General features: G+C 43.6%; 18 protein-coding genes. 3 read left to right on the forward strand and 15 right to left on the reverse strand.

Annotation, left to right across the window (positions count from 1 at the left end; all coding sequences use genetic code 11):
* Positions 1-55 precede the first annotated feature (55 nt).
* The 3 genes from AC1DPK_RS01765 to rbsK form a co-directional block, all read right to left on the reverse strand.
* A complete protein-coding gene (locus AC1DPK_RS01765) occupies positions 56-622 on the reverse strand; it encodes a TetR/AcrR family transcriptional regulator (RefSeq protein WP_477509073.1) in 567 nt (188 codons plus the stop codon).
* Between the two features lie 20 nt (positions 623-642).
* Entirely contained in the window at positions 643-1,353 is a 711-nt protein-coding gene (locus AC1DPK_RS01770) for an MBL fold metallo-hydrolase (RefSeq protein WP_441908367.1), read from the reverse strand.
* Positions 1,354-1,432: 79 nt separating this feature from the next.
* Complete coding sequence (rbsK, locus tag AC1DPK_RS01775) at positions 1,433-2,359, reverse strand: ribokinase (RefSeq protein WP_477509074.1); 927 nt, start codon at positions 2,357-2,359, stop codon at positions 1,433-1,435.
* An 87-nt stretch (positions 2,360-2,446) separates the two neighbouring features.
* On the opposite strand from rbsK, the gene AC1DPK_RS01780 reads away from it, so the two are divergent.
* Positions 2,447-2,992, forward strand: coding sequence for a hypothetical protein (locus AC1DPK_RS01780; RefSeq protein ID WP_441876492.1), 546 nt, complete (start codon positions 2,447-2,449; stop codon positions 2,990-2,992).
* 23 nt (positions 2,993-3,015) lie between these two features.
* Here the strand turns inward: AC1DPK_RS01780 and AC1DPK_RS01785 are convergent, their stop codons facing one another.
* Positions 3,016-4,296, reverse strand: a complete 1,281-nt coding sequence (locus AC1DPK_RS01785) for an adenylosuccinate synthase (protein ID WP_477509075.1) — start codon at positions 4,294-4,296, stop codon at positions 3,016-3,018.
* A 110-nt stretch (positions 4,297-4,406) separates the two neighbouring features.
* On the opposite strand from AC1DPK_RS01785, the gene AC1DPK_RS01790 reads away from it, so the two are divergent.
* On the forward strand, positions 4,407-5,285 hold the full coding sequence (locus tag AC1DPK_RS01790) for a LysR family transcriptional regulator (protein ID WP_477509076.1): 879 nt from the start codon (positions 4,407-4,409) through the stop codon (positions 5,283-5,285).
* A 42-nt stretch (positions 5,286-5,327) separates the two neighbouring features.
* On the opposite strand, the gene AC1DPK_RS01795 is transcribed toward AC1DPK_RS01790, so the two are convergent.
* The 6 genes from AC1DPK_RS01795 to AC1DPK_RS01820 form a co-directional block, all read right to left on the reverse strand.
* The gene (locus AC1DPK_RS01795) at positions 5,328-7,106 is read right to left on the reverse strand and encodes a sensor histidine kinase (RefSeq protein WP_477509077.1); all 1,779 of its coding nucleotides are present in this window, start codon (positions 7,104-7,106) and stop codon (positions 5,328-5,330) included.
* Positions 7,103-8,644: a response regulator gene (locus AC1DPK_RS01800; protein WP_477509078.1), complete on the reverse strand. Its 1,542-nt coding sequence runs from the start codon at positions 8,642-8,644 to the stop codon at positions 7,103-7,105. The genes AC1DPK_RS01795 and AC1DPK_RS01800 overlap by 4 nt, the downstream gene beginning before the upstream one ends.
* A gap of 127 nt (positions 8,645-8,771) precedes the next feature.
* Positions 8,772-10,427 (reverse strand): extracellular solute-binding protein, encoded by a 1,656-nt coding sequence (locus AC1DPK_RS01805; protein ID WP_477509079.1) that lies wholly within the window; start codon positions 10,425-10,427, stop codon positions 8,772-8,774.
* 77 nt (positions 10,428-10,504) lie between these two features.
* A complete protein-coding gene (locus AC1DPK_RS01810) occupies positions 10,505-11,401 on the reverse strand; it encodes a carbohydrate ABC transporter permease (protein ID WP_076267455.1) in 897 nt (298 codons plus the stop codon).
* A gap of 34 nt (positions 11,402-11,435) precedes the next feature.
* A complete protein-coding gene (locus AC1DPK_RS01815) occupies positions 11,436-12,398 on the reverse strand; it encodes an ABC transporter permease (RefSeq protein ID WP_076267454.1) in 963 nt (320 codons plus the stop codon).
* Between the two features lie 176 nt (positions 12,399-12,574).
* Positions 12,575-13,354: a YheC/YheD family protein gene (locus AC1DPK_RS01820; RefSeq protein ID WP_477509080.1), complete on the reverse strand. Its 780-nt coding sequence runs from the start codon at positions 13,352-13,354 to the stop codon at positions 12,575-12,577.
* Positions 13,355-13,652: 298 nt separating this feature from the next.
* Here AC1DPK_RS01820 and AC1DPK_RS01825 point away from each other — a divergent pair, with 298 nt between their 5' ends.
* Positions 13,653-14,954, forward strand: coding sequence for a glycosyltransferase family 39 protein (locus AC1DPK_RS01825; RefSeq protein ID WP_477509081.1), 1,302 nt, complete (start codon positions 13,653-13,655; stop codon positions 14,952-14,954).
* 751 nt (positions 14,955-15,705) lie between these two features.
* Here the strand turns inward: AC1DPK_RS01825 and AC1DPK_RS01830 are convergent.
* The 5 genes from AC1DPK_RS01830 to AC1DPK_RS01850 all read right to left on the reverse strand — a co-directional run bounded on the left by AC1DPK_RS01830 (position 15,706) and on the right by AC1DPK_RS01850 (position 23,040).
* Entirely contained in the window at positions 15,706-16,584 is an 879-nt protein-coding gene (locus AC1DPK_RS01830; RefSeq protein WP_076267451.1) for a carbohydrate ABC transporter permease, read from the reverse strand.
* A gap of 82 nt (positions 16,585-16,666) precedes the next feature.
* Positions 16,667-17,527, reverse strand: a complete 861-nt coding sequence (locus tag AC1DPK_RS01835; protein ID WP_076267739.1) for an ABC transporter permease — start codon at positions 17,525-17,527, stop codon at positions 16,667-16,669.
* Positions 17,528-17,862: 335 nt separating this feature from the next.
* A complete protein-coding gene (locus AC1DPK_RS01840; RefSeq protein ID WP_477509082.1) occupies positions 17,863-19,560 on the reverse strand; it encodes a type 2 periplasmic-binding domain-containing protein in 1,698 nt (565 codons plus the stop codon).
* A gap of 103 nt (positions 19,561-19,663) precedes the next feature.
* Positions 19,664-21,304, reverse strand: coding sequence for a response regulator transcription factor (locus AC1DPK_RS01845; protein WP_477509083.1), 1,641 nt, complete (start codon positions 21,302-21,304; stop codon positions 19,664-19,666).
* A gap of 20 nt (positions 21,305-21,324) precedes the next feature.
* On the reverse strand, positions 21,325-23,040 hold the full coding sequence (locus AC1DPK_RS01850; RefSeq protein WP_477509084.1) for a sensor histidine kinase: 1,716 nt from the start codon (positions 23,038-23,040) through the stop codon (positions 21,325-21,327).
* Positions 23,041-23,045 lie beyond the last annotated feature (5 nt).

Consider the following 23,045-nt stretch of genomic DNA (forward strand, 5'->3'; position numbering starts at 1 on the left):
CGAAGCGGGAGCCAAGCCACTCCATTAAGCATCTCTGGCTCCTGCTTCTTTTCTATCATGATTTAACACGGAGACCGTTCAAATACGTTTGGATGACAATTTTTAAGCTTTCGTCGATAGCCTGCGGCATGCCAAATCCACCCTTTTGTTCAATCGAAGCGAATCCGTGCAGCAAGCTGCGCAATCCCCGTACACTGTGAATGGCCTTCTCATACCCAAGCTCATAATAGCTTAGCGTCTTAACGAGCAAATCCACAAGCTGCTCTCCAATAGCTGCATATTCTGCTTCATCCGCATCTGGCGAGCGCAGCGTCAGCTCATACACGCCTGGATGTTTTCTAGCAAAAGAAATGTAGGCAGAAGCAATAGCATGAACTGCTTCATCGCCTTCTTTATTTTGTAACGATTCATTTATCGCTGCAAGCAGCTTCTGTAAACCGTAGATAGCCAGCTGTATGCGCAAAGCGTTTAATCCATCCACATGGTTATATAATGAAGGAGAACGCACTCCAAGCTTCTTGGCAAGCGTCGCCAGCGTAACCTCTTCGATGCCTAGCTCATCTGCTATGGCAGCTGCTTCCTCTACGATAGTCGCCAAATCAAGCCCTCTTCTAGGTGACATAGAATCCCCCCCTCTCCTATTTATTTAACCAAAGAACGTTCCGCTGTGGCAATCGCCTTATCCAATAAACGTTTAGGCTGCAGCACCATGTTGCCATGGCCAGCAGCGAGCAACGATGGTTTCAAATCTCTTAACCTTCGAGCCGTCTCCAAGCTCGTTTGTTTATCCCAAGTAGCCATTGCAGGAAAGGGAAACAGCAGCTTTATCTGTCCAGATACTGCAACGCCTGCTCTAGTTTGAAAAGCATCTCCTACGATGAGAATGTCATTCCTCGTATCTAGAAATGCCATTGAACCAGGCGTGTGTCCCGGTGCAGCTACCGCAAGCAAAGAGCCTACGCGATCACCATCCACCAGCAAAACATCAGGTTTTGTTCGAACGTTTTTAGGCAAACCGCCACGTATGGGCAAGCTGCTCTCATTAGGATCTAACGTATGATCACCGCTAAGCAGTCTTGCATCTCTCTTGGATATAAACACCTGTGCATTTGGAAGCCTTTCTTTCAGCCCGTCGAGCGAACCAATGTGGTCCGCATGAGCATGAGTCAAAACAATACGGGTAATCGGCTTGCCAAGCTGTTCCGCTGCCCTCAGAATGGCATTGACGTTGTTTGGAAGTGCGGCATCCACTAACGTCAATCCTTCCGCCTCCTCTACCAAGTAACAATTTACTGGAAATACCTTAGGTAAATAGGTCAGCTGTACAACCGTTTTCTCGCGTGTCATTCTCATTTCAAATGGCCTCCTCAACAAAAACTAATGATATTAGTTTTATAATAAACTAATACCATTAGTTTTAGCAAGCCTATTTTTAATTTTTCTGTTCGCTTTGAAGAAAAGCTTCAATTTCTGCTTTAGTGGGGATTGATGCTTGGGCACCTTCCTTCGTAACGGCTAGTGCCGCTGCTGCTGCTGCAAAGATTAAAGCCTGCTCAGCCTGGCAGCCATCGGCGCTTGCAGCCGCGAATGCACCGAAGAAAGTATCGCCCGCTGCCGTCGTATCAACAGGTTTTACTTTGAACGCAGGAATCGTAGCTGTGTCACCTTGCTTATTTTGATAGAAACAGCCTTTCTCCCCTAATGTTATAATGACGTTTTTTGTTCCTTTGCCCATGACTACTTCTGCAGCCGCTTGAGCTGAGGAAGCATCGTTTACCGTTAAGCCCGTAACAACAGCCGCCTCGGTTTCATTTATAATAAGAGTATCAATAAGCGGAAAAACATGCTCAGGAATAGCCCTTGCCGGGGCAGGGTTATAAAATACTTTACTGCCGCTGCTGCTAGCACTATTCATGACGGATAACGTCGTCACCCACGGTATTTCATTTTGAAGCAGCACGGCATAAATATCCGACCACTCTCCATAACCCGCTGCTGCATCTTTGTCTGACAGTTGACCATTCGCACCCTCAGATAAAACAATATGGTTTTCGCCTTCACCATTCACAGTAATAATAGCGAAACCTGATGTTCCTTGCTTGCGTAATACTTGACTAGTGGAAATTCCATTATCTTGTAATGATGTAATCAATGTCTGAGCAAAAGGATCCTCGCCAACTGCGCCGATCATCACACATTCCGCACCTGCGCGAGCCGCTGCAACCGCTTGATTTGCCCCTTTGCCGCCCGGAAAAAACGAGGTGGCTGCACTGGAGATTGTTTCACCCGGGAGCGGGAATTTTACGACCTGACTAACGATATCCATATTTATGCTTCCAACAACAAGTATTTTTTTCATAATTTGTTCATACCCTTCCCTAATTAACGATTCAGTTCATTCTTTTGAATGCATGTACCTATTTTAACAGAAGGAGTAGATCTTCACATGATTACCGCTTTTATTATCGGCTGCGAGATAGGATTTTGGTTATTTGTACTTATCGGCTTATTATGCCGCTATATTTTCCGTTTAAAAAAACTAGGCGCTATATTTTTGATTGCAACACCTCTCATCGATTTGGCATTGGTTATTGCTACTATTTATGATCTCCGCGGCGGCGCAACAGCTACCTTCGCACATAGCTTGGCTGCAATATATATCGGGGTTTCCATCGCTTGGGGACATCGGATGATCAAATGGGCTGATGAAAGGTTTGCTCATCGCTTTGCCGGCGGACCTGCTCCTGCTCGCAAGCCGAAATATGGCAAAGATCATGCTCGCTACGAGCGAAATGGCTGGCTGCATCACTTGCTCGCATGGGTGATAGGCGCTGCCATCTTGTATGGCATGATTTTAATGGTCGGCGATGCGGTGCGAACGGAGGTTTTATTTAACACGCTTCGTTTATGGTCGATCATTCTCGTCATTGATTTTGTCATCAGCTTTAGCTATAGCCTATGGCCACGCGCCAAAAAAGCAGAATCCAATTAGGATTCTGCTTTTCTTTTACTAAATCATCGTGTGATTAGCTGCTCACGACGCGGTCCTACCGATACGCTTGCAACTTTTACGCCAATGGCTTCTTCCACAAACTGAACGTATTGCTGCGCTGCTTCAGGCAACTGCTCAAAAGTTGTAGCTTGCGAAATATTGCAGTTCCAGCCTGGCAAACGCTTAAGCACTGGCTTAGCGGAAGCAAGCGCTGCTGTCACTGGGAATGAATCCTTAATGATTTGTCCACCCAATTCATAACCTATACATACTGGAATTTCATCTAAGTATCCTAGAACATCAAGATTGGTCAGCGCAACCTCCGTAGCCCCTTGCAGCATGCAGCCATAACGCGTAGCCACCGCATCAAACCACCCCATTCGGCGCGGGCGCCCTGTATTCACGCCAAATTCTCCTGCATCGCCTCCCAAACGGCGAAGCTCATCAGCCTCCGCACCTGTCAGCTCACTGACGAACGGTCCGGCTCCAACACAGCTGGAATACGCCTTAACTACCGCAATGATTCTCGTAATTGCATAGGGTGGAAGACCCGCGCCTACTGGCGCAAAGCCCGCCAGCGTAGACGATGATGTGGAGTAAGGATAGATGCCGTGATCCGGATCACGCAGCGCCCCAAGCTGTCCTTCCAGCAATATCGACTTTCCAGCTCGATACGCATCATTTAACAGCTTCGTTGTATCACAAACGAAAGGCCGCAGCTTCTCCGCTTGCTCGAGCAGCACGGTCAGAAGCTCCTCCGCTTTGATCGGCTTTCTATTGTACAACTGCTCAAGCAGTACATTCTTGGCTGCCAAGGATTGCTCTAAACGCTGCAGCAATCGCTGCTCATCATACAGATCCGCAACTTGTACGCCAAGCTTCGCATATTTATCAGAATAAAATGGAGCAATGCCTCTTTTCGTCGATCCGAAGCCGTTTGAGCCAAGCCTTTCCTCCTCCAGCTCGTCAAATAAGCGGTGAATAGGCAGTACAACCTGTGCTCGTTCGGATATTCGAATTTGCGGCTCCGGTACTCCTCGTGCTATCAGCTCAGTCCTCTCCCGCAGCAGCACTTCAATATCAAGAGCTGTGCCTGGGCCAATGACGTTCGTAATCTCTGGATAAAAGACGCCAGACGGCAGCATATTCATCGCGAATTTACCGTAGCTGTTAATAATCGTATGCCCAGCATTGCTGCCTCCTTGATAACGTACGACAAATGAGGATTTGGCAGCTAACGCATCTGTCATTTTTCCCTTGCCTTCATCTCCCCAATTCGCTCCCACTATAGCGGTTACCGTCAATTCAATCGCCTCCTAATGTTGTTATTGCCCTTTAAGGTTTATTATAATGAATGATGTGACATTAAAATAATTGATATAACTAATAGTTCATATTAGGTGGGATTATAACTATGATCGTAAACATGGAGTGGTATCGCGTCTTTTATTGGACGGCTAAGACAGGAAGCTTATCGCGCGCTGCAGAACAGCTTTATATTACACAGCCAGCCGTCACGCATACGATTAAGCAATTAGAGGCAAAGCTAGGCGGCCAGCTTTTTTTCCGTATGGCCAAGGGGGTTAAGCTTACGACTGAAGGCGCGGTCCTCTTTCGATATATCGAGCAAGCGTATAGCTTTATTGAGACAGGGGAAAAAATGCTCGCAGAAATGCACAACCTGCAAAGCGGTGAAATTAGTATCGGTGCAAGCGACACGTTATGCAGGCATTATTTGATGCCGTATTTAGAGCAGTTTCATACGGAATATCCAGAGATTCGCATTCGTGTGACGAATCGAACAACCCCTGAAACTATCCAGCTTCTAAAGGAAGGAAAAATTGATTTCGGCATCGTACATATGCCTGCTTCGGACAGTCAGCTAGACTTTCGGTTAAGCGTGCCCTTGCAGGATATACTCGTCGGTGGTCCTGCTTATTCATCTCTTGGTGATACCGCCATAGAGCTTGAGGATATTAGCAAGTACCCGTTATTGCTTCTAGAAAAAGGGGCGGGCACACGAGAGTTCCTTGACGAGTATGCCGCAGCGCATGGTACAAAGCTCACGCCAGAGCTTGAGCTTGGCAGCATGGATCTGCTTGCAAAGTTCGCACGAAGCGGCTTTGGGCTGGCCTTCCTCGTTCGCAGCTATGCTGCTGATGAGCTTGCTTCTGGCGAGCTCGTCGAAATTTCGCTGATCCCGCCCATCCCCGCACGCAGCATTGGTATCGCAACGCTTCGCGGTGTGCCGCAATCCGCAGCATCCAAACGATTTTTGGAGCTGCTGCCCTAGCCGCTTGGCAAAAAACTAAATGCATAAAAAAAACGTCCTATTCTAAATAGGACGTTCTGGTTCTATTTCTTTTTTTCTAGCTGGAATCGTAATCGAAATGGATGTGCCCATTCCTCTTTTGCTCACGATCCGCACGCCGTATTCTGCTCCAAAATGAAGCTTGATCCGCTCGTCCACATTCCGAACCCCGTAGCCCACATTCACTCTCTCAATAGGATCGGACATTTGGCGTAAAATCTCAGGATTAATGCCAACGCCGTCATCAATGACTTGGAAGGTTATTAAATCCCCCTCCATCTTGCCTACGATTCGAATGTTAATCTGTGCTCCATACCAAGCATGCTCAAGCGCATTTTCGATAAAGGGCTGTAAAATAAGCTTTACGGTCGTAAATCTTAAAATATCAGGATCAATGTCAAACCAGATTTGCATACCGTCTTCGAATTTCGTCTTCTGAATATTGATATAGGCATTAATCTGCTCCAGCTCATTCCGAATCGGAATAACGGTTCTACCTTCATTCAGAGATAACCGGTAAAATTTCGCTAAATCAAGCACCATTCGCTGCAGCTTATCTACCTGTCCAAACTTAGCCAATCTACTGATCGAGGACAATGTGTTATATAAGAAATGCGGATTGATTTGCGCTTGCAGCGATTCCAGCTCCGCTTCCTTTTTCTTCATATTTGTCATATAGACTTCTTGAATTAATCCGTCAATATTATGACCCATATCGTTTAAAGCGAAGGAAATGCGCGTAAATTCATCCTTCCCTTTAAAATGAATCTTTTTCTTGAAATTCCCTTCTTGAAAGGCATCCAGCACACGAACGATTTTGATAACCTTACGAGAATAAAAGCGAGAAATATACAAGCCAGCAAGTGAAAATACAACAAAGCAAGCCAAGCAAATTAAGAAGGTCCAAAACTTTACCTTGTCCGTAGCCTTCTCCATAATATCGGTTGGAACGAGTGCGAGCAGCTTCCAATTCAGCTGTGGAATCTTTTCCTCTACGGCCCAATAGTTCGCCATTTCCGCTTCACTCAGCGATTCACCAATATTAAAATCGGTATCACCGGAGGAGAACATAATTCTTCCATTCTCGTTGAGTGCAAAAATTTTCGTTCCTTTACCGATTTTCTCAGAATCAACGCTCTCGAGCAGATCGGTAAGTCTCAGGCTAATACGAACGAAACCAATTTCCTCAAGCGTAATGGGATCATTCATATTAACAAGTCTTCTGAGCAAGGAAATATGCCCGAATTTTGTATCCCCTTCAACCTGCTTCCACTGCATGGTCTCGCCATACCGCTCCACGGGGTAATCTATATACCATGCCCTGTCCTTAATTCTAGAAATATGGTACAAATCAAATAAAGGCCCCTCCGCGTTCAGCGGATCGGTATTATTATAATTGTGATAAATTTCCGGCAATGTATTGTTATGTAGATAGACTGCAAGGCGCATTTTATTGCTTGCTGCCTCCACCGTTGTTTGCATTTTTGGAAGGAGCTGCTTAGTCGTGGCTTCGTAGCTAACCCAGCCTTCTTCATAATGACGCAAATAGGATGCAAGATTACTGTCAAAATAAAGCATGCCGGATATACGTGACACATCCTCCATTTTGTACATAATATTATCCTTCATCTGAGCCAGCGTACCAAGATTAATCTCGCGGGTTCGCTCTTGAACGGAGCTTGTAAAAATAACATTCGCTGCATAGCCAATTAGGATCACCGGCACCATGATAAACAAGCTGTAGGTGAGCATAATTTTAATCCCAAACGGAATATAACGATGCTCCTTCTTATGTTTGGTCATTTTCGTCTAAACTCCAACGGCGTCATACCGTACATTTCTTTAAATTGTTTGCTGAAATATGGCAAGTGACGATAGCCTACTTGATCTGCTATCTCATAAATTTTCATATTTGTTGTTTTGAGCAGCTCACACGATTTCTCCATGCGCAGCTGAATAAAATATTCGCTGAAGTTTTTACCTGTCTCCTCTTTAAAAATAAGGCCAAGGTAGTTCGGCGATAATGAAAATTGCTCCGCCAAATCACGCAATGTAATGTTATCATGTGTACGTTCTTTCATATAATCAATCATTTGTTTAATAAGCTTCCAATTTTTTTTATGCTTGTTTGCCTGCAAAGTTTCGGATATTTCGTAAACCCTGCGTCTCAGCCACACATGAATATCGTTGATCGTCTCAAACTGCATAATGATATCGTAATTATTCAGCTCCATGCCAAACAGCTGAAATACATTTTCATTCGTTCTTTGCAAATAATTATCAAGCTTCATTACGATATAAAGCGCATAGTTGCGCAGCGTAAACTTTGACTTTAAGTTTTTGGCAACCTGAAATAAGTCATCCAGCTCATCATGAATGCGAACGAGCTCATAACCCGACATCGCAACAAACAAGGCTTCCAGCTTCGCATCGAGATGCTTGACATCCTCTTTCTCTGCCGGCCTAACCTCGCCGTGACCAATGACCTTTCCTTTGCCGTAAAACATTTTCAAATCCAAAGCTTCAACGGCCTGACGATAGGAGGCCGAGAATTCGTTGATCGAATCACATAATTCACCAACGCCTGCGGTAATGGAGAAGGTATGCTGTTCGTTGACTCGATTAACGATCTTGAGTGGCAAAACATCTTTATCCGATTGCTCAATGAGAATCGCAACCCGGAATTTGCTTATTTTACAAATATGCGAAATGCCAAACTCCTTACAGATCGATACCACTTGCTGAATCTCATCCTGCTCTGCCCGCGTCTCATCGTTCAGTTTCCAAGACAAATCATCCACTTCAATTACGGCTACTAAGCCGGGATAGAGAAAACGATTCATCTCATATTCTTGACTCAATACCTCAATGGTTTTGTCATCGCTCGTTCCTTCAAGCAATTGCAGCATATATTCATTTTTTACGATCGGAACCATTTGACCATATGTATTTTGCCGCTCTTGCTCATGGTCCAAAACATCTCGAACCTTAAGCAGGGAATCAATCAGCTCCTGATCATCCATCGGCTTTAAAACATAATTGACAGCATTAAGCGACAATGCCTGCTTAACATAGCTGAAATCCTGATATCCGCTTACGAAAATAATTTTAATATCCTTCGACATCTCGAGTGCGCGTCTAGCCAGCTCAAGCCCCGTCATATTAGGCATACGGACGTCAGTCACAAGAATATCTATTTTTTCCGTATCCAGCACTTTACAAGCATCAAATCCGTTCATCACACCCGCTACGATTTCCATACCGAGATCTGTCCAAGGAATAAAAGCACGCATACCTTCCAAATCTAGCTTTTCGTCGTCCGCCAGCAATACTTTATACATGATGTTATCAGCTCCAATTAGGCAAAGGCTTTACGTTCATCGAACATTTCATCATTCTATTAAAACGAAAAAACTCGGGTACACTAAATATCTTAGTATACCCGTCGTTTTTACGAAAAGCTATGGCTTATTCAGCTTTCATTTTTGCAAGGTTAGCTTGCCATTTTTCTGTTTTGAATGCTAGCAATTTATCATAACCAGCAGCTTGAGCATCTTTTTCGCCTTTATCAAGAACAGCTAGTACTTCAGCATCATTTTTCGCGAACAATGCTTTTGCTCTAACTTCTAGGAACAAGTCCTCGATACGTTGACGGATGATACCTTCTTCTGTATCCGGTTGTGGATCGATGTTAATGAATTCTGTTGCATTGGATTGCGTTTTCCACGTAATTTCACGTTGGTAACGAGTAGACCAGTTTTGTTGCTCAACTGGCAACGACTCTTCAAATTTAGCTTTTGTTGTATCTAGGAATACTGTGTTACCAACCCAGTTAAGGTTCGTTGTAATCGCTTGAAGCTTACCAAGACCGCTTGCATCAGAAGTGTATTTTTCTGTGAACTTCGGAGTTTCGCCGTCAGCTTCTACGCCATCCCAATAGATTCCTGGAGGTCCCCACATCAAAGCGCTTTGTCCTTCAGGACCAGTCAACCAGTCATAGAAAGCGAAGATTGCTTCTGGGTTTTTAGCGCTTTTCGTAATAACCGTTACGTTCCAGCCTAACATACCATACGTACCAGGGAATACTTTGTTTTTGTCAACGCCTTCTTTGTGAATCGGCCAGATCATGAAATATCCAGCTTCTGGATCGTTTTTCGTAAGCTCAGCATGTGCTTGCATTGCAATTTCAGTCGGGCTTGCTGATGCAAATACTGCTACACGGCCAGTCATTACTTTTTCAGTAATTTGGTCAACGGTTTGTGTCATTGCATCTTGCGTAATCAATTTTTCACGGAACAGCTTGGAAGTATATTGCATTGCTTCACGGTACTCAGGGTCAAGGAAGATCGAAGTCAGCTTGTCGCCGTTAGGTACAGCACGCATACCTGGGAACTTCTGATCGTTTTCTTTGAATGCAGAGTACAATACGTCAAGGCCTTGTCCATCTTTTGCTAAATGCGGCTCGTAAGGAACAACATTCGGATATTTTTCTTTAACCAGCTTCAAGTAGCTGTACAGATCATCTGTTGTTTCAAGCTTAGGTGAACCAAGCTCAGTGTAGATCTTTTTGTTTACAACATAACCAGAGTTGCCGTTAGGTTGTTTTGTATACCAGTTAGGGAATTGATAAAGCTTGCCATCTTCTGAACGAAGCATGTTGATGCCTTCATCGCCCAACCATTTTTTCAAGTTCGGATATTTATCAAGATAGTCATCGAATGGAACAAGCAGATCAGCTGTGCGCAATTTCTCAACATCAACGCGCTCTAGCCAGATCGCATCAGGAAGCTCGCCAGTCGCGATCATCGTATTCAGCTTTTGTGGAGCCGCACCACCGGAGTGGATTGGTTTTACGTTTACTTTCTTTGTATCTCTAATCCAAGTACTCGTAATGTCGCCGCCCCATGCTGGCATAGTGTACCAGTCATAATGGCCATAAAGGGTAAAATCAAGCTGCTCCTTGCCAAGTTCATAAACCGATGCCGGCTTATTGCCGCTATTTTCCTCCGGCTTGCTTCCTGTTTCTCCGTTTTCTGTTTTACCGGAATTACCGCTACAGCCTGCCATTAAAGAAACGGCCATAAATGCAGAGACGATTGGGACGAGTAGTTTTCTTTTTTTCATCTGTTTATTATCCCCTTTCAAGCTCATTTTTATATGTTCAAAGCTTTCGCTCTAAACCACATGTCTTAAACTGCCTGCTACTCTTTCAATGATCCAACAAGAACACCTTTAACGAAATATTTCTGAACGAATGGATACACCATAATGATAGGAATCGTGGCAACCATCATCGTTGCCATAGACAACGATTTGCTCGTTACCGTTCTCATTTTGGCTAACTGCCCTTGCGCTGCAGAATCTAGCTGTGACATTTGATCCGATACGATATTAGAGTTCAAAATCTGCTTAAGCATCGTTTGTATAGGAAGCAGCTTCTCATTGGTGATGTAGATACTTGGACCAAACCAATCATTCCAATGAAAAACAGCCGTGAAAAGCGACAACGTTGCAATAACGGGACCAGAGAGTGGAACAACAATGCGGAAGAAGATACCCCAGTTGCCGCTTCCATCGATTTTCGCCGATTCCTCAAGCCCTGCAGGCAAGCCTTGGAAGAATGTGCGGAAGATGATCATGTTCCAAACGCTGACTAGTGTTGGAATAATGAATACCCAGAATGTATTCATTAAGTGAAGCTCACGAATGAGCAAGAAAGAAGGAATAAGTCCACCACTGAAGTACATCGTAATGATACACAAGATCATGTAAAACTTGCGGCCCATCAATTCTTTCTTCGAGAGGCCATAGGCGAATAATGCCGTTATAAATATGGATGCGATTGTACCGACAACCGTCCGACTGATCGAAACCAGAAACGCAGTTACCAATCGTTCATCCTTGAATACGATACCGTAGTTTTCTAAAGTCCAATCACGCGGCCAAAAGGTTACGCCCCCCATGGAGGTGTCTATTCCGCTGTTGAAGGATATGACAAGTGCATTCCAGAATGGATAAAAGGTCATAAAAGCTAGTAACGTTAGTAAGATGTAGATGGTCACCGTCATCACGCGGTCTCCAAAACTGAGCCTGATCACTGCATCATCCGCCTTTCCGGGCTAATTGTATAGTTTACCACAAGCTGCTGCCGGCCCTGCGTGCCAGAAAGTTCGCCATTGTCAAAAGTCCTACGCTGATAACGGCTTTGAACAATCCAACCGCTGTTGCGTATGAGTATCTAGAGCTTTGTATCCCGACTCGATAAACGTACGTATCGATAACATCTGACACGTCCCTGAGTACAGGATTTACAGCAAGCAATAGAATGTCTTCGAAACCTGCATTGAGTAGATTACCAATCGCCAGAATCATGAAGATAAGGACAACCGGCATGATCGAAGGCAATGTGATCAAAAAGATTTGTTTGAATTTACTCGCGCCATCCATAGATGCTGCTTCATACATGCTAGGATCAATACTTGCTATTGCTGCTAGATATACGATGGAGCCAAATCCAATTTCCTTCCATACTCCAGTCGAAACGAGGATGGACCAGAATAATTCTGGAAGTGATAGAAAGTTGATCGGTTCATCGATAAAGTTCATTTTCTCAAGTACGATGTTAATGCTTCCATTGTCCGTGGACAGCATTGACATAATCAGTCCCGCAACGATTACCCATGACATAAAGTGAGGCAGGTAACTTACCGTTTGAACCAGCCGCTTAAACATTAGGTTTTTCACTTCGTTAAGCATAAGCGCCAGCAAAATCGGTGCCGGGAATCCAATGAAAAATTTCAACAAGCTGATAATAACCGTATTTCGCATGACCTTGAAAAACTCCGGGGAGCTGAAGAACATGTCAAAATGTTTTAATCCAACCCATTCGCTTGCCATAAAACCTTTGAAGATGCTGTAGTCTTGAAATGCCATCAATATACCGTACATTGGGATGTAACTAAACACGATGATTAGTAACAATGCCGGCAATACCATCATTTGAATGTCCCATTGTTTTGCGAAACGCAGAAACGCATTTTTAGTTTTAGGTTTTGGTTTTTTTAATAGTTCTTCATTAACGGATAGTTGCGCCACTACTCAATCCCCCTTGCTCTAGTTGTTCTACTAGTATTCTATCGCGATCATAAACGCACTAATAGCTATCTGAACAACTAAAAATGATACTTTTCAATCATTGGAGTAAGCGCAATCATTAATAAGTATAAAAAAAGCAGATCGAGAAATCGTCTCGATCTGCTTTACATTTTTTTTCATTTTGCATCGCGCCTTCCGTAGCTGGCAGCAAAATGTTTCATTTTTTTATAGGCCGAAGGATCAAGCTTTTTAAGCGGATGAAATTGCGGATGATTGGAATTCACCTCAAGAACCCATAACTGCTGCTTCTGATCATATGCAAAGTCGATGCCAAGCTCGTGCATACCCGATCGTTTTTTACTTAATGTCCGTGATATTCGCAAGGCCACCTTGCTTAGTCTGCTGATCCGCTTATCAGTTGCTTCAATAGAAAGTCCTTGCCTTTCTCCAAGTTTTTTCATCGAATAGATTGCTCCGCCTTGATAATAGTTCGTTACGATTTTATGGCGAGCTCCTACCTTTACCATTAAACCCGTACAAACCCACTTGCCTTCCGGCTTCCGCTGAACCATCGCTCGAATATCGTAGGGACATCCATCCACGCGATCTAATGATATTCCTTTTTGAATAATGAGCTTACTCGATTTCATTTTCTTTATTTGCGAATAAGCTTCGGAAACGGAATGATAAAATTTTTGTATTTGTTTTTTCTTAACGATTGAATAAAGCTCATAACCCGAATTCACCCGTTTCAGCTTAAATATGCCCAAACCGAGTGAGCCAATATCTGGCTTGACATAAACGGTGTTATGACGGTTTAGCATCATCTGCAAGTGCTCACGGCTGAATGATACCGTATTCGGTACATACCGCTTCAATTTTTTATTCGCACATAAGTATTTGCAGACCCGCAGTTTTCCTCTTATATTGCGACTTGCATACTTTTTCTTATACACAAAAGTTCACCTCAGCTTACTTTATGACAGGATGAACAAGTGCAACTGTACGAACGTTTATAGACAGCAAATATACTAATCCATTTTTCTTCCAACGGATTGGAACATTTTTCATATGATACACGTTATAATGGAGTTAATATAAGCGAAAGGTGAGCAGCAGAATAAAAACTAGGAATGATAGGAATGGTTGTAACTTGAAAGAACTCGTTTAACCCAAATAGACCCATTAGACACAAAGCTTGAGGTCACATTATTATTTATAAGTGTTATAAATCATGAAAAGCGGGGCAATGAAATGAAAATTTTTCAAAAAGTAGGCAATGAGGCACTTTTATACCGTATTATTTTAGCAGCTGTTGTTGTGTTTTTCATTGCAATAGGAACATTCATAACGTTTCAGCAAGGCAGCGATATGTATTTAGGCAATTTCGAAGAATATAATAACGATGATGTAAAATATATACGAAGTGCCGAGACATTGCTTAATGAAGGTACATTTACTTATCACAAAGTAGAAGATTCGACTGTATTTATTATGCCTGCCCTTACGATGGTGTTGGCATTTTGTATGAAGATATTTGGATATTGGCAGGGAATTACTGCATTCCGCATTCTTCAAGTTTTAATGATGGCAGGAACGATGATTCTTCTTTATCAAGTTTGTCGACGATTTTTCCATGAACGAATTGGTGTAATAGCAATCCTACTGTTTGCGCTATATGCACCTAACTATATGGCAGCAAATTTGATTTTAACGGAAGCCTTTGGGCAGTTGTTTTTATGGCTGTTTATTTATACCGGAATTGTAGCTGTAGATAAAAAGAAATTGAGTTGGTTCGCCATTGCAGCAGTAAGTTTAAGTATCGGGATATATGCAAGGCCAAACTTTGCACTCCTTCCGGTCGTATTTTTAATCTACATGCTAGTTCGAGGATATAAAATAAAAGAGATTATTAAACCTGCTATTGTTGTATCTGCTGTAATATTAATTTGCATTTCCCCTTGGTGGATCAGAAATGCTGTCGTATTTGATAAGTTTATTCCGCTCACGCTCTCGTCCGGCAATCCATCTGTATTAGGAGCTATGATCGATTGGAGATATCCTGCTGGTGCAGAAGAGAAATTCAAAGAGGATTTTACGCGGTTAGGCGAGGCGAAAGATGCCATCGAATCCAATGAAATTCAAGCTGAGCTTGCCAAAAAAATTAGAAACTATGGATTTGAAACGGATCGCAATCGTTATATTAAACATTACACCGTTGATCGGGTAGTCGATATGGTCAAAGTACCTTATTATTGGAAGCCCGTACTTCATATTTCGAAACCCATCGTGGGCGTATATCACTACGTGCTGCTATTGCTCGGAGTAATTGGGTTGCTCATGACCGTTATTTTTAAAAGCAAACGCAAAGAACTATCTATATTGATAATAACCATTTTATATTTCATATTTACATCACTGCCATTTATTACGTTTGAACGATACGGTTACTTCATTATGGCGTTTATCACGATATATGCAGCCTATCTCATTCATGAGCTAGTTGAAGCTGTGCGTTCGAAGAAGAGAAGTTCTTTGAGACAACCAAACCATTAGAGGGAGGAACCAAACCTTTAGAGGCTTCTACCAGACCTTCAAGGCGTTTCGAACCCACCCAAACCCTCCCTTCCAAGGGAGGGCCCCAAGGGCTGCGCCCTCTGGACACCCGCAATTGGACTAACGCTAAAGCTAGCCATGCGCTCTTTTGCTGCGTTTGCGTTGGAACGCTTTCGTCCCTTTGGGACACGCTTTACTTTGGGTGCATAACCCGCTGATTACTTGTTAACCAAACTTCAAAAGCGTTTCGAACCCTCCCAAACCCTCCCTTCCAAGGGTGGGCCCCAAGGGCTGCGCCCTCTGGACACCCGCAATTGGACTAACGCTAAAGCTAGCCATGCGCTCTTTTGCTGCGTTTGCGTTGGAACGCTTTCGTCCCTTTGGGACACGCTTTACTTTGGGTGTATAATTCGCTGATTACTTCTTTAAGGAACTGTTTGATGCTTATTTGGCTGAAAACTACTTTGCTAAAGTTCTAACGAACCCTAGGGACGTTATCTCATGTTATTTGGGGTGATATGTGTTACTTTTCCCGAAATAACGATACTGAGGTTCGTTAGATTATTAATCTAGTACGAAACGTTTGAATAAGAGCTACTGGGTTCGTTAGAGTTGGCAATCGCGTCGCTCTGCTTAAACTTCATCAATAAAACACAGAAATACAGAGGGGCTGTTCCTAGCGTAGATAAATCTACGTTTGAAACAGCCCCTCTGTTTTGGTGGGATGTGAGTGCATGTTGTGTTTACTCGATTACTCTTTTACTGAACCCATTACCAATCCTTTGACAAAAAACTTTTGGAGGAATGGATATACGATAAGTATCGGGAGAGCGCCGATGAAGATTTGGGCTGATTTCACTGTTTTTTGTGAGATTAGCGCTAAATCAGCTGGGTTCATGCTCATCGAGCTCATATCGCGCTGGATGATAACCGTTTGAAGGAATGTGGCCAGCGGATAACGCTTTGGATCTCCGATATAAAGCAGGCCGTCAAACCATGAATTCCAATGAAAGACCATGCTGAACAAAGCGAGCGTTGCAATGGCCGGCAACGAAACGGGTAGATAGATGCTGAACAATGTACGGAAATGACCTGCTCCATCAATGAGCGCTGCTTCCTCCAGCTCCTTGGGTACTCCGCGGAAAAAGTTGAGCATAAGGATGGTTAAGAAGACATTAACCGCTCCTGGAAGGACGAGTACCCAAAAGTTGTCCATAAGGCCAATCTTTTGAATGACCATATAAAACGGGACAAGTCCCCCATTAAAGAGCATCGTGAATACGAACAGCCATGCATAAATATTTCTGCCGCGGAATGCGGTGTTTTCTTTGGATAGCGGATAAGCTGCCAAGAAGGCTAACAACAAAGTCAATAGCGTTCCGATTACCGTCCTCTGAACGGCGATCCACATCGAGTTTAGAAAGATTGGATTGCTTGTCGTTTTTCGGTAAGCATCCAACGTGAAATCGACTGGCCATAGACCGACGATATTAGCATCCGCAGCCGCCTTTGCACTTAGCGAAACGGCAAGCACATGCAGCAGCGGAATCACACATAGCAGGGCAAGAACGATCAATAGGATCGTATTAAACGTGTTGAAAACGCGATAGGATGGTGATTTATGATACATTCGGCAGGTCCTCCTTTGGCTAGCGTAAACGGCCATCGCGTCCTCAGACGGCTAACTCGTTTCGCGATCTTGCTTATATTATTTAAAAAATTCTGTAATTGGCTAGTTTGTAAGCAAGGCGATAGGAGATAACGACTAAGACAAAGCTGATCACCGATTTAAACAATCCGATTGCCGTACCAAAGCCCATTTCGCCGCTTAAAATAGCTGTGCGGTATACAAACGTATCAATAATATCGCCCTTCGCGTAAACCAATGAATTATAAAGGTTGAAAATTTGATCGAAGCCCGCATTCAGCACGTTTCCGAGCGCCAGTGTACCGACTACAATAGCAATTGGAATCATCGACGGAACCGTAATATGAAGCGTCTGCTTCCAGCGGCTTGCGCCATCCACCTCTGCTGCCTCGTAAAGCGATGGGTTAACGTTGGCGAGCGCTGCAAGGAATACGACGGTACCGAAGCCAAACTCTTTCCATACATCAGAGAGGATAACGGTGAAGCGGAACCAGTCGCCATCGCCTAGGAAGAAGATCGGCTCGATTCCGAATATTCCTGTTAGGAGACGGTTCACCAGCCCGCCTTCCGTCGATAGAAGATCCGTAAGAATGCCGCCCAAGATAACCCAAGATAAAAAATGCGGCAAATAGACTAGCGTCTGTACAAAACGTTTGACAAGCTGTTTTCTAATTTCATTTAAAAGAATAGCGAATACGAATGGAGCAAAAAGATTCAGTACCATTTTGAAAATAGCGATGATTAGCGTGTTCCAGATCACCTGCAGGCTGTCTTGCCTCTCGAACAAATAGCGGAACTGATCCAGTCCAACCCATTCCGAGCCTGTCAGGCCTAGCCATGGTTTATAATCCTGAAAAGCCATTACAAGTCCACCCATTGGCAAGTATGCGAAGATGATTAGAAAGACGAGGGATGGAAGCACCATAAGATGGAATGGCCATTGCTTTATGAGGTAATAAAACAGCGGTTTTCCTTTTGATTTGACAACAGATACCGAAATGTCATCTTGTTGAATTGTTTGCTGCTGAGACATGTTTTGTTCCTCCCGCTGGATGAAATGCAGAACGCAATCAGCCTTTCACGGCACGTATGCATCGCGTTCCTTATATAAAAATTATATCAGCGACGGAAAAATTGAAGTAGCTAACAAACCCAACATTCATGGCACAAATGCAACCACTTTTGCCATCCAACATGTGAATTCAGCTTGCTGCATAACACAAAAAAATGCAGCCCCTCAGGGACCGCATTTCGTCAAGCTTATTTCGTTAAACTAGCATACCACTCATTAACTTCTTTCGTCATATCGTCGCCGCCGGATGACTTCCAGCTCTTTACGAATTCATCAAAAGCTTCAGCCGGTTTAGCGCCATAAATGATTTCGTTAAACGTTTGAGCTTCAATTTTTTTCAAATAGTCCATGCGTGATTTCATTGTTTTGGTAGGAGGTCCTACAAACATATCTTTCTTGGAAATCGCATCTTGCTCCATAACGACAGTTGCCGCAAGCGCCGTTTCCGGTCCGTACTGCGCAACAACTTCCTTCTCGCGATAAGTTTTTGCTTCTTTGCCTTCAGCTAGGTTAAGCAATGCTTTAAACTGTGCATCAGGAATACGCGCACCGTCGCGTACAATGAAATAACGTAGTGGAGCCGTAATCGCACCGCCTGGAACATCATCCAAGTACAGCGGTTTGCCGCTAGCATCAAGAGCGTAATCATAACCTTCAAAAGCGCCTAGCTCGAACGGGCTTCCTTCTTGCGGGTCAGCTAGGTTTTCGAATAGATAGTTCTCATAAGTGAAGAAAGCTTCTGGATTTTTCATATCTTTATTGATCAGAATAACGCCATTTACAAAGGAAGTGCCATGACGCATTGCTTTACCGTCTTCACCAGTTGGAATCGCATAAGGCTTCCATACTGCGCCTTCAGCATTTTTTGCTGTATCCAGCAGCGGCCAGCCGCTCATCCAATAAGGTCCAGGGATAATGCCTGCTGTTCCAGCTACAGCTGGTTCAGACGTTTTATTCTCATCCCATAGTGCTGCTTCTTTCGGAATATAACCTTTGTCGCGCCATTCTTTAAGTTTAATTAGACCTTGCTTCATGCCTGCGTTCGTAGAACCGTATTCCAAAGTTCCATCCGCTGCCACATTCCATTGTGCTGGAAGTGTGCCATATGCGCCAAATACCCATGATGGGTCACCCATCCAAGTGTTCATCGACGTTTTAAAGCCAACGCTTAGTGGAACAACTTTTTCTGGCGACAATCCTTGTGGATTATTGTTTTTAAAAGCTTCCATTACCGTTTCCAGCTCAGCAATCGTTTTTGGAGCTTTCAAATTAAGCTTATCCATCCAGTCTTGACGAATCCAGAGCACATAGTCGTTGTTGTAAGCATAATCAAGTAAAGGGATACCGATTCGTTTTCCATCACGCATGTAAGCATTCCATACGCTGGTATCAAGATTCATTGCCGCTTTCCATTTCTCGCCGGCATATTTATCGAACAGCTCGCCTGCGTCTTGGAACATGCCGGAGTCAATTAGATCTTGTGCCAGCAGCTTGTCGCCAACGACAGCAACATCGGGCATTTTTTGCCCTGAAGACATCGCAAGGCGCATTTTTGTTGCAAATGCTCCATTTGTATCCGTCACTGACCAAAGGGAATCTACTTTAATACCAAGCGTATCGAGCGCCCATTTTGTTGCCACGTTGTTTTCAATCGTTTCTCCCTCACGGAAGGTTAGCGCAGGGTCTACTCCCCATACAGTGGAAATCGTAACCGGCGGATCGTATTTCTCTTTGTAAGGGTTTTCCTCATTGCCCGCGGAAGTGTTGTCGCTTGGCTTATTCGACGGCTCTGCCTTGTTGCCGCTGTTCGAGCAGCCAATGATGGCTGATACGATTAGAAGCATACAAAGCATGAACGTGAACCGTTTCTTTGTTTTCATATTCATTGTAATCCCMCTCATGATTATGTTCTACATGCTTAATTATAGGCTTAGGGGCAATTTCAGCCTATGACACAAAGCGAACATATCAGCACCTTTTACAACCACTTTACTGTTCGCGAAACTCCTGAGGTGTCATACCATAATATTTTTTGAACGTTTTGCTAAAATATTGCGGATTCTGATAACCAAGCTCACTCGTTATTTCATATATTTTTTTGTTCGTATTTTTCAGCAAATAAAGCGCCCGCTCCATCTTCATTCCGATGATCCATTCACTTAAGCTTTCTCCCGTTTCCGCTTTAAATACTTTCGAGAGATAAACCGGATGAAGAAACACGCGATCAGCAATCGTTTTTACAGTCGTATCTAAGCTAAGGTTGTTCGCAACAATTTCCTGTACCTGCTTAACGATAAAGCTTTTGGAGCTTTCCTCTTTCACTGAAAGCACGCTTTGCAGCTTATGCAATACGCCAATTGACCAATCCTCCAGCCGATCAGGCGATAGTACAACCGTTTGATCCAAAATAAAATCGATACCCAGCTCATTGATTTGGGATACGTATTGGCCCTGTCTATGCGTAATATACATAAAAGCATTGGTAAGCGCTAAGTATACCTCGTATAGATGCTCTCTTGAGAATCTTGTATTTTTCAAATCGGCAAAAACATCTTTAATTTTCTGCTCTACCGCATCCCAGCGCTTCGACTCCAGCAAGGTTATCATCGTAGGCGGCTTATATAAGCTTTCCATTGATTTAACAAAAGTGTTGTCCTTGCCCGAGCGATCCTCCAAATAATGAATAGAGTGCTGCTCTTCATTTGCAATCATGAACATCGCTCCTAGGCCTGAACGATACGCAGTCGTAATCGCACTTGGAAACTCGAACCAATCCGTAACGACAATGGAGATATCTCCTTTGAGATAGTTGCTCACATTTGTACGAAGCTTCTTGGTTGCTTCGGCAAGTATCGTTTTACGTAAATTGCGGCTTTCCACACTAAATTCTGATTTCTCGCCAGCTTCCGTTTTAGGCTGCGCCATAATAAGCAAATATTCATGCGGCGCTTTGCAATGCCATACATGGAAATGCTGAGCAAACGACTCCTCCGCTATATTCCCTACGGCAAACTCCATAAGTGAGGAAGAGCTATAATCCAGATGTGAAAATTGTTTGCCCAGTTGGACGAGCATCATGACAGTTGGACGTTCTATCTCAAGAGAAATTTCGTATTGCGTCAGCTTCTCTTTAATCGTCTTTGGCGAAAGCTGTCTGCCTAATACCAAGTCGACCATAAAATTGGCGCGCAGCACCTTGAAATCAGATTTGCGATCATACAGCAGCTGTTGATATTTCTCTGCCTGCTCCCATTCATCCTTTAACGCTTCGATTGCTCCCGATATCGTTTTCACAAATTCATCGTCATTTACCGGCTTTAATATATAATCAAATGCTTGCAGCTGAACGGCCTTTTTGGCGTATTGAAAATCAGAATGCCCTGTAAGCAAAATGCATTTGATATTAGGCCAGCGCTGGCTGATCTCTTGAACAAGCTCAAGCCCGTTCATTTCCGGCATCGCAATATCGGTAACGACAATATCTATTGAGTTTTCTTCAAGAAGCTCCAGCGCTTCAAAGGCAGATGTCGCTTGATACACGCTTTTTACGCCAATCGAGAGCCAGGGAATAGTCTTCTCCAAGCTTCCCGTAACGTACGACTCATCATCAATCAATAAAATTTCAATCATTTGAAAACCCCTTTTTTTATCTAGCTTGGTGACCAAGTAATCGTGACTTTTAGACCTCCAAGATTTGAGGATGAGAAGCTAACCCCTGCTGATCCGCGAAATCTTAAGTGCATGCGCTGATGAACATTCCATAACCCGCAGCCCATTTGCTCATCCATTTGATTTTGCATTTTGTGCTGAAGGATAAGAATATCCTCCATGCTCATTCCCTTGCCGTCATCCTCTACGACAAGCCGTGCTCCTTCTTCATGCCACTCTCCCGTTATTTGAATAATAGATGCATCCGTCCATGCCTCAATACCATGAATAACTGCATTCTCAACGAGCGGCTGCAGCATCAGCGGCGGAATTTCAAGATGGCGCATATCCGCAGGCAAGCTGATCGAATACAGCAGTCGCGGCATGCGCATTTTTTGAATTTCCAAATAGCTGGTCACAAAATTAATTTCCTCTGACATCGTAACAAGATCGCGTTCCTGCCTTGTCGTATAACGGTAATAGTTGGACAAATGATGCGACATGGCAACGACTGCTTCATTCTTTTCAAGCTTGGCCATACTCGAGATGAACGAGAAGCAATTATAGAAGAAATGCGGATTGATTTGTGATTGCAGCTGTTTTAAACGTGCTTCCCGCACATGAATTTTTTCCAAATATACCGTTTCAAACAGCTCTTGAATTTGAGCGACCATTAAGTTGAAGCGCGTATAAAGAAAACCAAACTCGCTCCTGCCGCGCGGCTTCATTCGAACCGAATAATCACCATTTTTCAGCTTTTGAAAACCAACGATGAGATGCTTAATAGGAACCTGTACCTGCGCATATAAAAGATAAGCAGCGATGCAGCATAACAGCAATAAGCCTGCCAAAGATACATAAAATAATTGATTTGTCTTTTGAATAGGCCGAATGATTTCGGAAATCGGAATATAATCGATCAAATGCCAACCAATCGTTTCTGACTTCACGATATTGACCAAATATTTTTCCCCGCCCAAATCAATCGTCCGGCTTTCCAAGTCTTGAAGCGGCTGTTGCTTCAACAAATGGATCACGTTGTTCGTCAGTTCCTTATCTGCCGAGCGATTATAAATAACGCCGACGCCTTCCAAATAATAAAATGGCTCTCGGCGGCCATCGCTCTTGAACTTGTCCAGCATATCTTTAATGTTCGAGCTGTCAAACTGCACCTCAATGACCAGGTTCGAGCTGCTTGGGTCCAAGTAACTGGAATACGGTGTTACCGCATAACGAGAGAAAACAAATTCATTATTTTCAGCGGCCTTCACTTGCCAGCCAGGCTTTAATCTTTTTTTCAAATCGGCGTCGTCATAAAGCACAACGTCATTATCCGAAATATCTCTATGGAGTATCGGTGAATAGATATGAAGGCTGCTTCGCCATTTCGATGAATTTTGCTGAATGGCCAGCTTCGTTTGAATTCTTTTGATCAAAGTAATCATGCCCAGACTCAGCTCCGGCATTTCCGTAAAAATATCGCGAAGCGACGAAATATCTGGATCCTGTATCAATAAGTCAGGCCAAAGGGCCATCGAGTCGATGCTTGTATTGACTTGATTCTGAAAGAATAGGAGCTGATTCGTATTCGACTTGTTAAGCTCCTCACCAAGAATGTCGGTGCTGGTCTTATTAGAKTAGAAATAGAGCAGCATAATCGGAACCAGCATAATGATGATTAGAGCAACGATTTTAGTAAATAAATTAATTTTAGGCATATTGC

This window comes from Paenibacillus sp. 01T424 (genome assembly GCF_056398745.1).

Excerpts from the sequence above, each read along its gene's own strand:
- AC1DPK_RS01770 (WP_441908367.1), bottom strand. The coding sequence starts at position 1,353 with ATGAGAATGACACGCGAGAAAACGGTTGTACAGCTGACCTATTTACCT.
- AC1DPK_RS01765 (WP_477509073.1), bottom strand. The coding sequence starts at position 622 with ATGTCACCTAGAAGAGGGCTTGATTTGGCGACTATCGTAGAGGAAGCA.
- AC1DPK_RS01825 (WP_477509081.1), top strand. The coding sequence starts at position 13,653 with ATGAAAATTTTTCAAAAAGTAGGCAATGAGGCACTTTTATACCGTATT.
- AC1DPK_RS01790 (WP_477509076.1), top strand. The coding sequence starts at position 4,407 with ATGATCGTAAACATGGAGTGGTATCGCGTCTTTTATTGGACGGCTAAG.
- AC1DPK_RS01795 (WP_477509077.1), bottom strand. The coding sequence starts at position 7,106 with ATGACCAAACATAAGAAGGAGCATCGTTATATTCCGTTTGGGATTAAA.
- AC1DPK_RS01805 (WP_477509079.1), bottom strand. The coding sequence starts at position 10,427 with ATGAAAAAAAGAAAACTACTCGTCCCAATCGTCTCTGCATTTATGGCC.
- AC1DPK_RS01840 (WP_477509082.1), bottom strand. The coding sequence starts at position 19,560 with ATGAATATGAAAACAAAGAAACGGTTCACGTTCATGCTTTGTATGCTT.
- AC1DPK_RS01780 (WP_441876492.1), top strand. The coding sequence starts at position 2,447 with ATGATTACCGCTTTTATTATCGGCTGCGAGATAGGATTTTGGTTATTT.
- AC1DPK_RS01800 (WP_477509078.1), bottom strand. The coding sequence starts at position 8,644 with ATGTATAAAGTATTGCTGGCGGACGACGAAAAGCTAGATTTGGAAGGT.
- AC1DPK_RS01830 (WP_076267451.1), bottom strand. The coding sequence starts at position 16,584 with ATGTATCATAAATCACCATCCTATCGCGTTTTCAACACGTTTAATACG.
- AC1DPK_RS01835 (WP_076267739.1), bottom strand. The coding sequence starts at position 17,527 with ATGGTGCTTCCATCCCTCGTCTTTCTAATCATCTTCGCATACTTGCCA.
- rbsK (WP_477509074.1), bottom strand. The coding sequence starts at position 2,359 with ATGAAAAAAATACTTGTTGTTGGAAGCATAAATATGGATATCGTTAGT.
- AC1DPK_RS01845 (WP_477509083.1), bottom strand. The coding sequence starts at position 21,304 with ATGATTGAAATTTTATTGATTGATGATGAGTCGTACGTTACGGGAAGC.